This is a genomic window from Actinocrinis puniceicyclus, from assembly GCF_018283645.1.
GTDB classification, from domain to species: Bacteria; Actinomycetota; Actinomycetes; order Streptomycetales; family Catenulisporaceae; genus Actinocrinis; species Actinocrinis puniceicyclus.
Genome location: NZ_JAGSXH010000153.1, coordinates 1 through 10412, shown reverse-complemented (window position 1 = coordinate 10412; position 10412 = coordinate 1). Strand labels below are relative to the sequence as shown.

Annotated in this window: 7 protein-coding genes and 1 pseudogene; 4 read left to right on the top strand and 4 right to left on the bottom strand. The window is 69.5% G+C overall.

Annotated elements, in window-relative coordinates:
• Both KGA66_RS25770 and KGA66_RS25765 read left to right on the top strand, forming a co-directional pair.
• Positions 1–212: arabinofuranosidase catalytic domain-containing protein (locus tag KGA66_RS25770; RefSeq protein WP_281416830.1), on the top strand; the 212-nt coding region annotated here is incomplete at its 5' end.
• A 236-nt stretch (positions 213–448) separates the two neighbouring features.
• Positions 449–811, top strand: a complete 363-nt coding sequence (locus KGA66_RS25765; RefSeq protein ID WP_211471583.1) for a DUF1304 domain-containing protein — start codon at positions 449–451, stop codon at positions 809–811.
• A gap of 118 nt (positions 812–929) precedes the next feature.
• Here KGA66_RS25765 and KGA66_RS25760 read toward each other — a convergent pair whose 3' ends face one another.
• The 3 genes from KGA66_RS25760 to KGA66_RS25750 form a co-directional block, all read right to left on the bottom strand.
• On the bottom strand, positions 930–2429 hold the full coding sequence (locus KGA66_RS25760) for an arabinofuranosidase catalytic domain-containing protein (protein ID WP_211471581.1): 1500 nt from the start codon (positions 2427–2429) through the stop codon (positions 930–932).
• A gap of 99 nt (positions 2430–2528) precedes the next feature.
• A complete protein-coding gene (locus tag KGA66_RS25755; protein WP_211471579.1) occupies positions 2529–3974 on the bottom strand; it encodes a poly(ethylene terephthalate) hydrolase family protein in 1446 nt (481 codons plus the stop codon).
• A 466-nt stretch (positions 3975–4440) separates the two neighbouring features.
• A complete protein-coding gene (locus tag KGA66_RS25750) occupies positions 4441–6858 on the bottom strand; it encodes an RICIN domain-containing protein (protein ID WP_211471577.1) in 2418 nt (805 codons plus the stop codon).
• 1404 nt (positions 6859–8262) lie between these two features.
• Between KGA66_RS25750 and KGA66_RS32305 the strand changes: the two are divergent.
• Positions 8263–9087, top strand: a pseudogene (locus KGA66_RS32305) (putative Ig domain-containing protein); the annotation flags it as partial.
• Between the two features lie 354 nt (positions 9088–9441).
• On the opposite strand, the gene KGA66_RS25740 reads toward KGA66_RS32305, so the two are convergent.
• The gene (locus KGA66_RS25740) at positions 9442–9915 is read right to left on the bottom strand and encodes a DUF6884 domain-containing protein (protein WP_211471573.1); all 474 of its coding nucleotides are present in this window, start codon (positions 9913–9915) and stop codon (positions 9442–9444) included.
• A 293-nt stretch (positions 9916–10208) separates the two neighbouring features.
• Between KGA66_RS25740 and KGA66_RS25735 the strand changes: the two genes are divergently transcribed.
• A partial coding sequence (locus KGA66_RS25735; RefSeq protein WP_211471571.1) for a hypothetical protein occupies positions 10209–10412 on the top strand: 204 nt, incomplete at its 3' end.

The window sequence follows — 10412 nt, the reverse complement described above, 5'->3', positions numbered from 1 at the left end:
ACCTGTCCACGTTCTACGACGGCGCGCGGCCGAACGTGTCTGGCTACAACCCGATGCGCAAGCAGGGCGCCATCATCCTCGGCACCGGCGGCGACAACAGCGACGGCGCCCAGGGCACCTTCTACGAGGGCGTCATGACCTCCGGCTACCCGTCGTCCACGACCGACGCCGCGGTCCAGGCGAACATCGTCGCGGCCGGCTACGGGCACTGAGCCGTCGTCCGCAGCAGCCCGCGGACGGGATGTCCCTGCGCTGCGACGATAGATGAGACCGCCTGCGTAAGGCAGCTTCGGCGCCGTGCCCTCGTGCGAGGGTGCGGCGCCGAGGTGCGCTCCGGCCCGGAAACCGGGCCGGCGGCGCCGTGTGGCCGCTCGCGGAGCGCATCTCTCGCCGTGCCCCGCGGGGGTCACCGGCCGATCGTCGCCGGCTACCGACTACGCTTCGGGTCGTGACCGTCCTCGCGAACGTCCTGGTGGCCCTCATGGCGGCCCTGCACGTGTACATTCTCGTCCTGGAGATGTTCCTCTGGACGGCGCCGCGCACCCGCCAGGCCTTCGGCACCACGGCCGAGTTGGCCGAGCAGACCCGCGCCCTCGCCGCCAATCAGGGCCTGTACAACGGCTTCCTGGCCGCCGGTCTGCTCTGGGGACTGATCGCGACCGCGCCCACCGGCTTCGCCGCGAAGGTCTTCTTCCTCGGTTGCGTCGCCGTCGCGGGCCTGTACGGGGCGTTCAGCGTTTCCCGCCGCATCCTGTTCGTGCAGACGCTGCCGGCGGCCGTGACACTGGCTGCGGTCCTGCTCGCTCGCTGAGAGGGCGGACCGCCGGCCCTCTCGCACGACGCGGCTACGGGGGCGGCGCAGGGCCGCCCCCGTAGCTGAGAACTCTCGGTTCAGTACTTGCGTCCCGCGCCGGGACAGTCGGTTTCCGTTACTGGTATCCGGCCGCGACGATGTTGGCCTGCACGGCGTTGTCGGTGGCGTCGGAGGGATAGCCGGCCGTGACCGCCCCCTCGTAGAACGTGCCCTGGCTCAGATTCGTGTTGGTCGCGCAGCAGTCGCCGCCACTACCGAGAATGATCGCGCCCTGCTGCTTCATCGGGTTGTACCCGGGCGGCAGCGAACCGCTCCACAACGTCGTCAAACCACCGGACTGCGCGTTGGCACCCTTGAGCGCCATCTGCGTCGTCCCGTTGTTCTTCAACATCGCGGTGACGAACTTGCTGTTGAAGGCCCTCTGGTTCGGGTTCCAGGCGGTGCCGCCGCCGGGGAACAGGCCGTACTCAAGATCCGCCTGCACCCACGGACCCGAACCCGAACAACCGCCGAACCAGCAGCTGGTGCTGAAGTTGATCGCGTCCATCGCGCCCGCGCCGTCCGCGCGCCGATCCGTCTCACTGTTGCCGTAGTCGAAACAGCAACCGCCGTTCACATGCGTACCCGACGTCACCATGTACGCACCCTGTGGCGCACTGCCCAGCGGCATCCCGGACGACGAACCGTTGTGCCAGTAACTGTTACCGGGCTTGATGTACAGCGAGTACGCCTTCTTGCCCCCGGCCGAGAGCGTCTCGGTGGTCGCGGTCGACGGCGAGTCATGCCCGCCGGCACCGCCAGAACCCTGATAGGCCACGCTGTTGCCGTGCCCGGACTGGTCGTACACGACCGTGATCACACACGACGTCCCCGCGCAGAACGAATCCTGCGCAGCCGCGTTCACGACGCCGCCGGCGGCGAGAACACCGATGTCCTTGGTGGAGTTGTCCGAGGAACGGCGCACCTGGTACAGCGGACCGCTGTACGCCGCGTACAAGGCACGCACCGTGCTGTGCGCGGCCACGCACGGCGTACCACCGGCCGCATAGATGTCACACGGCTGCTTGGTCGCGGGGGGCGTCGTCGAGGGCGACGCGGAAGGAGACGCAGAAGCCGACGCGGAAGCCGACGCAGAGGTCGACGGTGTCGGCGTGGGTGTGGCGCTCGCCGTGGGTGTCGGCGAGCCGGAGCCGCCGGACGTGCTGCCGTCGCACGTCGTGCCGTTGAGCGCGAAGCTCCCCGGCACCGGGTTGGACGTGGTCCACGAGCCGTTGAACCCGAAGTTCACGCTGCCGCCGGTCGGGATCGAGCCGTTGTAGGACACGTTGGTGACGGTTACGTTGGACCCGGACTGGGTGTACGTACCGTTCCACAGCTGGGTGATCGTCTGCCCGGCGGCGAACGACCACGCCAGCTGCCACGACGAGACCGCGCTGCCCAGATTCGTCACGGTCACGTTCGCGCCGAAGCCGCCGGGCCACTGGCTGGAGACTGTATACGAGACCTGACAGCCGGAGGCCGCCTGCGCCGAGGTGGCGGCCACGGTCAGCCCCGCGGCGACCACCACCGCCGCGACGCCGGAGGCCACCCAGGCCCGGTGATCAATGCGTTTCACGGAAAACCCTTCTTGAGCGGAGAGACGACGGTTTCGGCAGGTCGGGAACCTGCCGCGCGCGTGCGGACACGCGAGATGTCCGCACGCGCGACGGGCTTACTACTTGCCGGTGCAGGTGAGGGTGGGGGTGGAGGGTGCACCGTTGGCGGTGAAACCGAAGGTGGTCGACGCCCCGGCGGCCAGCGTGCCGTTGTAGGAGGCGTTCGCGACTGTCACGCTGGAGCCGCTCACGGTGTACGAACCGTTCCACAGGGAACTGATCGACTGCCCGCTGCTCAGGTTCCACCTGACCGACCAGCCGGTGATCGGCGCGCCGCCCGCGGTCACCGTCACCTGCGCCTGGTAGCCCCCGGGCCAGGAACCGACCGCCTGATACACCGCCGCGCATCCACCCGCCGGCACACCGGACGGGCTGCTCGACGCGGACGCCGAGGCACTGGCCGACGGGCTACTCGACGCGCTGGCCGACGCCGACGCCGACGCCGACGCCGACGCGCTGGCCGACGCCGACGCCGACGCCGACGCGCTGGCCGAGGCCGACGGGGAGGGGCTGCCGCCGCCCGGCGGCACATACGGGCACTTGGGCTGGTAGATCGAGATCGTGGAGGGATCCGGCAGCGTCGGGCACAGGAACTGCTCGTAACGGGTATCACCGTCCACGAAGATCTTCAGCCACGGGATGATCAGCTTCATCTCCACGTTGTTCGCATGCGTGTAGTACACGTGATCCGCCCCGGCGATCTGCGCGAACGCACTCTGCGTCGAAGCCGGCATCGTCGCGTACAGACCACTGAGATACGACGGGGTCACCACCGTGTCGTTCTGCCCGCCCACCACCAGCGTCGGAACCCTGTCGGTCAACATGCTCAGCCCCTGGCCGGGGAAGCCGGGCGCCAGCCCGATCATGGCCCGCAGCGAGGGGCGCTGTTCGGCCGCCTCGATCGCGCCGGCGCCTCCCGCCGAATGGCCCAGCACCGCCAACCGGTTCGGGTCGATCTCGTTCCTGACCGGGCTGGCCGTGGTCAGCCAGTTCAACGCCGCCAGCAACTCCTGCCCGCGCGCCACGTCGAAGTCGGTGGTGCTGTTGGTCTCGATGCAGATCACCACGAACCCGAACGAGGCGAGCCACGGGCCCATCCACGCCTCCTCGTTCGCGCACTTGGCCGTGTAGCCCGGCACGATCGCCAGCGCACCCCACGTACCCTGGCTCGTATCCGTCGGGTAGTAGATCACCCCGCCGTTGAACCCGTTCCCCGGCGCCACACTCGACTGCGCCGTCGCGAACGTCCCCCGCGACGCCTCAATGCTCTGAATCGTCGGATCCGGACCGCGCTGCGTGCTGTTCGGCGTGACCGCAGCCGCTGACGGCTGGGCCGAAGCCGGCTGCACCGCGAACAGCGCGGCGACCGCCGCCGTGACGAACGCGACCGCGAGCAGCGCGAGTCTGACCGGCCGCGGGGGGCGCGGCGGCGATCCGGGTCCTGCCCGGTACGCCCGGACGCGGGCTCCCTCAGGCTTCTGCTTCCGTTCTCCATCTCGCGGCATGGTGGGTGCGACCTCCTTGTCGTTGCCTTAACATTCGAGTTCTCGTTTATGCGTCGGGCGGCCGCCGCCGTCCAGTCGGGGACGGCCCACCTACGGCCCACCGCCGGCGGCTGCGGCATGCAGACAGGGCCTGACTGCCGAGGATCGCGGCGGCGGCGCATGAGAGGACGGCCGGGCGGTGAATGTCCGCGGTCACGGCCGGATGCCGATCGAGCACGGGCCAGCCGGCCCAGCAGTCGCGCCGCCGGCCGTCAGCCGTGCGGGCCGCGTGCGCTGAAGCCGGCGGGCACGCGCGGTCGGCGCGAAGCCGCGGCCGCGTACAGGCCGCTGACTTACCAGCCGGCAGGGCATTGAGCTCAAGGTTGCCGCGGCCCGCGCCGGTCGGCCGGTTCTCGCGCGACCGACCGGCGCCCGCCGGCGGATGACGCCGGCCGCATGAGCGGCCGGCGTCAAGCCGTCCGGTGGATCAGTTGCGGGTCCACTTCTGGTTGCTGCCGCCGTTGCAGCTCCACAGCTCCAACGCCGTGCCGTTGGCGGTACCCGCACCGGTGGCGTCCAGGCAGAGCCCTGACTGAGCACTGGTGATCGTGCCGTCGGCGTTCAGGTTCCACTTCTGGTTGGACTGGCCGGTGCACGACCAGATGTCCACCTTGGTCCCGGGGCTGGTGCCCTGGCCGTAGGCGTCCAGGCAGGAGCTGCCGTAGACCCGCAGTTCGCCCGCGGAGGTGGAGGTCCACTGCTGGTTGCTGCCGCCGTTGCAGTCCCACAGCTCCACCTGGGTGCCGTTGTTCTGCGAGGCGCCCGTCACGTCGACGCAGCGGCCCGAGCCGACCCCGACGATCGTGCCGGAGCCGCCACCGGTGCCACCGCCGCTGCCGGGAGTGATGGAGAGGTTGTCGAACTGCGCGGTCTCACCCTGGCTGGTGGCGTAGCCGGCCTGTCCGGCGCCCCACGAGGAGTTGTTCGCGCTGCCGACCTGGGTGCCGTCGATACTCGCGGTGATGGTGCTGCCGGAGAAGGTCAGCGCGAGGGTGTGCCAGCGGCCGGTCCCGAGCGCCGCGACGTTGCCGCTGGCCAGGGTGGTGAAATTGGTGTTGTTGCCGGTGTTGGAGTTCAGGATCGACCAGGCTCCGCTGTCGCTCACCCGGAAGTGGTAGGCGTTCAGGCCGCTGGCCCCGTTGTTGCCGTACGTCTGGGTGTTGGCGCGGCCGAGCAACTCGGCGTAGCCGGACTTCTCCAGCAGGACGTCGGAGGTGACGGTGTAGTTGGTCCAGCCCAGGTCGCCGATCATGGCGTGCGGGTCCGACAGGTTGTCCCAGGTGATCGGGGCCTGCGCGCTCATCTGGCGCACGCACTGGCCGGTGCGGCCGCCGCCGCAGGCGGCGACCTCGAAGGAGCCCTGCCAGTCCATCAGGTACTTGGCTTCGGTGCCGGTGGCGTTGGCGTCGAAGTTGTCGCTGTAAGGCAGGGCGAGGCCCTTCTGGGCGGGGCTTGTCGCCGTGCCCTTGCCCTGGCCGGTCGTGGTGGTGATGGTGTAGACGTAGCCGGGCTGCACGGTCAGGCTGTAGGCGCCGTTGCTCGGGGTGATGTCGGAGGCGTGCACGAAGTAGTCGGACGAGCTGTTCGACCGCACGTTGGTGGACCAGACGTGCACCGCGCCGGTGGACAGGCCGCCGGTGACGTTGAAGTTCAGCGTTTGGGCCGAGGAGGCGTCCTGCGTCTCGATGACGGTGGAGTAGTCGCTGTTGTTCGTCGACTTGAGCGTGACGTAGCTGCCGTTGTTGCGGTTGCCGCCGATGTAGCCGCTCGACTGGTCGAGGTAGTGCCATCCGGGCTGGGTGAACTGTGTGGTGTGCGCCATCACCCAGGCGTTCTTACCGATCGAGTAGTAGCCGGACCACGGCTGCGGGGCCAGCGCCACGCCCATCGTGGGCCACGGCAGGTTCGGGGTGATCGCCGCGATGATCGGCCAGTTCAGGTAGGCGGTCATCTTTCCGTCGATGTACCCGCGGTTGATGCCGCGCGCCATGGCGTTCGCACCGGCGTTGTAGTCGTCCGACCCGTTCTCGCTGGCCCACAGCTGCTTCCCGGACGAGGTGGCGGCCGACGGCACCGAGCAGTTGGACTGCGAGGAGCGGTAGCCGCACGGGTAGTGGGCGCCGAGGATGTCGACCGCGGAGGCGAACTGTGGGTTGGAGTCGACGTCGTTGGCTATGTTCCAGCTGGAGTCCGAGCCGACGATCTTCACCGCGGAGTATCCGTTGGAGTTCAGCGCGCTGCGCAGCTGTTCGTACCAGCCGATGTTGTATTCGCGCTCGTTCCAGCCGCCGAGGTAGTCGATCGTCAGGCCGTGCTGCTTGGCGCAGCCGAGGTAGGACAGCAGGTAGTTCACCATGTCGGTGGACCAGAAGTTGCCGTTGCCGATCCACCCCGGGGCGCCCCAGGCCAGCCCATAGAGCTTGATGTTGGGGTTGCGGGCCTTGGCCTGCTCGGCGAGCCAGAACTCATAGCCCACGTTGCAGTTCACCACGCCGCGGGTGTGCTCGATGCTCGGCTCGGCCCCGGAGGTGGAGTTGGTGTCCCCGCCGATCTCGATCTTCAGGATCTGTGCGGAGGCGCCGTAGTCCGGCTTGAAGAGGTAGTCCAGGATGTCGGAACGCTGTGGGTCGGGGTAGTCGATCAACAGTCTGCTGTTGCCGCCGCCGCCGCTGATCGCGCCGACCCCGTCGAACGTGCGCCCGCCGGACGAACCGTTGAGCGTGATCGACGTAGCCGCGTGAGCGGGTCCTGCGACGGCCACCATTCCGGCCGCGGCCAGCGCGGCGCCGGTGAGCGCGATGGCTGAAACGCGTAAACGCCGGATCAACCGGCTTGTTCGTGACACGAGACACGTTCCCTTTCGCTGAACGGGGCCGTCCCGAGGTCGGCACCGTGGCGACGACCGGTAAAGGCCCGGTGGCTTGGGCGTTCGCCGGCCCGAGGCCGTGCGGCGACCGGTGACGGGGTGCACGCGCACGCGCGGGCACGAACCGATTCGACCGGCGCGGTGCCGTGAAGCGCCGGGCAACAGGGCGCATACACGACGGCCCGAGACGTCGTTCGCTCTCCGCCCTTCGACCCGCGACCGGTCCGGCACCCGATCCGCGGCGAGGCGGTGAAAAGTAGGTAACTGCGGGTAGTGAAGTGTGTCAAGATGTCCGGAGGCGTCGCCTTCGATGTTGAAACGCGTTCTGTCGCTGTCGAAAGCTCGCTGTTCTGTGCGTATGGCCGGGTGCTGCTTCTCTCCGCACGCCGCTGCGCGCCTCCGGACGGGCGCGAAACTTTCACCGGGTCCGCCCGGTGACCACTGCGCAGCCCTTTGATTCCGCCCGTCCGCGTCGCGATGCGTCCCTTGACCGCTTGCCGGGATCTGGACAACCGCGCCCAAGACGCTTGCGGCACAAGGGTTTTCCCGCCTGTCGCAGGGATCTGCACGCTCCTACGGTGACAGCGCAAGCACCGATTGACTGTCGGCGCGGCTTGCCCCGCGGCCACCGTTCAACTGGAAGTCAGTGCTCCGCGACGAGTGTTCACCGCACCGTGCGGCGGGGTTCGCCGCCGTCGGGCATGACCGCGCCAGCAGTCCCATCGCACGCGCACCGCGTCCGGCCGACGCGCGTTTCGGGCTGTCACGGCGTCGGCGCCCTTGTCACGTGTGGGAGACCCATCCATGCCCTCCATAGCCAACAGGCCCGCCGCGCTGCTGCTCGCGGCCGTCGCCGTGGCCGCCACCGCCGCGGTCGGCGGCGCCACCTTCCAGCATCCCGGTGAACCCGACCACGAAGAACACGAGGCGGTCGTCTTCCAGCCGGACTCCAGCACCGGCAGCTGCGGCGTCGAGCGCTGGTCGGTGAAGACCGGCACCGACGCCGACCGCGCGCTGATCAACCTGCAGTCCACCACGACCACCACGATCGCCGCGCTCAGCGCGCTGAGCGCCCCGAGCACCCTGCCCGCGAACAACCGCGTCCAACCGACCGAGACCACCGTCTTCCGCCTGCCGGCCACGCTCACCGAGTTCAAGCTGGAGGCCGACTCGGACTATCACCTGGTGCTGACCGACGGCTCCGGGCACACCATGATCGCCGAGATACCCGACCCCGCCTGCGTCGGCTCGACCAGCCCGCTGGCCTCCAGCATCACCAAGGCACGCGGCGAGTTCGACGCGAAATACACCCCCACGACCTCGTTCAAGACCGCGAACATCCCGGTGACCGTCACAGGCGTCGGCTTCTTCGACTTCCTGCACGGCCAGACCGGCGTCGCGCCCAACGGCATCGAGCTGCACGCCGTGCTCGACATCCAGTTCGGCTCCGGCAGCGCCGGGGGCGTGACCGTCACCAACCCCGGCAACCAGACCGGCACCGTCGGCACCGCCGCGTCCCTGCAGATTCACGCATCCGACACCGCGGGCGGCACCCTGTCGTACTCGGCCACCGGCCTGCCCGCCGGGCTGTCGGTCAACACCTCGACCGGTCAGATCAGCGGCACACCCACCACGGCCGGCACCTCGGGCGTGACCGTCACCGCCACCGACTCCACCGGAGCGTCCGCGGCGGCCTCGTTCACCTGGACGATCAACCCGTCCTCCGGCGGATGCGCCGCCGCGCAGCTGCTCGGCAACCCCGGGTTCGAAACCGGGACCGCCGCGCCGTGGTCGAGCAGCTCCGGCGTGATCAACAGCAGCAGCAGCGAACCGCCGCACAGCGGGACCTACGACGCCTGGATGGACGGTTACGGCAGCACGCACACCGACACGCTGTCCCAGTCCGTCACGCTGCCCTCCGGCTGTGCCAGCTACACCCTGGGCTTCTATCTGCACGTCGACACCGCCGAGACCACGACCACCACGGCCTATGACACGCTCAAGATCCAGCTGCTCAACTCCTCCGGCAGCGTGCTGACGACCCTGGCCACCTACTCGAACCTCGCCCACGGCACCGGATACGCCCAGCACACCTTCAACCTGTCGGCCTACGCGGGACAGAGCGTCACCGTGAAGTTCACCGGAAGCGAGGACTCCTCCTACCAGACCTCGTTCGTCATCGACGACACCAGCCTGAACGTCGGCTGAGCCGGCGGCGAGCGGACCTTTCGTGCTGCCGGCGGCGCCGTGTGCGCCGTCGGCACCACGAGGCCCGATCCCGCCCCCCGGCCGCGAACCTCACCGTGGCCGGAATTGGGCGCGAACGGCAAGCGGGAGGTGACGACCCGTCAGGTTCTCTCCCAACGCTCGGGAATGGCGTCGGCGCGCGGCATGCTCGCCGACTCGCCGGCGATGAGCGACCAGCGCCGTACCAGAGAACTCTGCCTGGCTGAGGTGGCTCGGCCGGGCAGGTCGGCGTTCGAAGTCTGATTCGTGAGACCGGTCCCGTGGCCGGGCGTATACGGGGGCGCGAGATCGGCGATGACGGGGTCCGGTCCCGGGCTATCGCGGCTCGTGCCCCGAATCGCTTGCGCCCACGGTCGCCCGGCGGACCCGGGCGCCGAGGTACTCGATCGGGGCGGTGAGCGCGGCGGCGTAGGCGGCACCGGCGCAGATCTCGACGACGTCGCCGCGGCCGACCGAACTGACCAGGCAGAGCTGCTCGGCCACGAAGCGGCCCCAGGCTCGCCGGTAGCTCACCGACTGCTGCGCGAAGGAGAAGGAATAGGGCGCGAGGACGTCGCCGGGGTCGAGCAGCCCCCAGCGGCCGCTGACAATGAACCACGGCACACCGCTCGCCTCGGCCCGGGCCCGCCGACGTGCGAACAGCGGACTGACATACAGATCGCGGGCCGCGGCGGGCTCGCTCAGCTGGGTCCTTGCAGCGGAGACGAGGATGACGGACACCGCGGTCGACGAGGCGGGCGAGGACGCGGCGAACGGTGCCGCGGATCCACCGCCGGGGCGCATTGGCATGGCAGATAGGTACACGATCGCGGCGCACCAAGCCAGCCAGGCAGGCGTGCGGGTGACCGCACAGAGCCAGGAAACGTCCGCCTGCCGGACAGGGCGAAAGTAGCCTGATACACCGCGACGAGGAACATCGAGCGGGCGCGGCTGCGTTACCGCCCGCGGAAGGTGCATTTACCTCGGCGTCGTCGGGGCGGCGGGCGTGGCCGGCGCAGATCGGCCGACCGAGTCGACTACTCTTGGCCACGGTTTCCGGTGTCCTCGGCAGAAGGGCCCGGGGTGGCCGAACGGCCGGCGATATGCCGGAGATCGGCACGTATGTGGAGGAAGGGCCGGTCAGGGTGGCGGTTCGGGTGGTCGTCATCGACGACGAAACCGGCGAGATCGTGGAATCAGGGGTACCGGACGGACCGCGCCGCGCGGCCGTTCCCGCGCAACGCGCGGCAAAACGCGCGACAACCGGCTCGGGTGCCTCCTCGCCGTCCCCCGTCCCCGCCCGCACC

What these genes read in the sequence shown, in the direction of transcription:
- KGA66_RS25755 (WP_211471579.1), bottom strand. Translation starts at nt 3,974, where the DNA reads ATGCCGCGAGATGGAGAACGGAAGCAGAAGCCTGAGGGAGCCCGCGTC.
- KGA66_RS25740 (WP_211471573.1), bottom strand. Translation starts at nt 9,915, where the DNA reads ATGCCAATGCGCCCCGGCGGTGGATCCGCGGCACCGTTCGCCGCGTCC.